Origin of the sequence: Mediterraneibacter sp. 210702-DFI.5.30 (genome assembly GCF_020560115.1) — a bacterium.
Taxonomy (GTDB): Bacteria; Bacillota; Clostridia; order Lachnospirales; family Lachnospiraceae; genus Mediterraneibacter; species Mediterraneibacter faecis.
Genome location: NZ_JAJCME010000065.1, coordinates 1 through 276, shown reverse-complemented (window position 1 = coordinate 276; position 276 = coordinate 1). Strand labels below are relative to the sequence as shown.

The 276-nt window shown below is 51.1% G+C and carries 1 protein-coding gene; it reads right to left on the bottom strand.

The genetic code is table 11. The features are described from left to right. Window positions 1-276: anion permease (locus LI126_RS14700; RefSeq protein ID WP_227165670.1), on the bottom strand; the 276-nt coding region annotated here is incomplete at both ends.

The following is a 276-nucleotide window of genomic DNA, read 5'->3' as shown; positions in this document are numbered from 1 at the left end:
CTACCGTCAAGAAGACTACCAGATACAGCAGCCCCAAGACAAAGCTCATGCGCCACCATTCACCCTGCTTGACATAGCCGGAACTTGCCAAAATAGAAGCTGGACCGTTGGCATAGTGAGTAGTCGAAGCCATGATTGCCGAACAGAATGCCAACAGCATTGCCGCAAGCATAGCTGGAGCACCGGCTGAGATTGCCACACCAACAAATGGTGCGTACAAAGCCGTAACATGCGCCGTGGCACTAGCAAACAGATAGTGGGCATAGAAGTAGATAA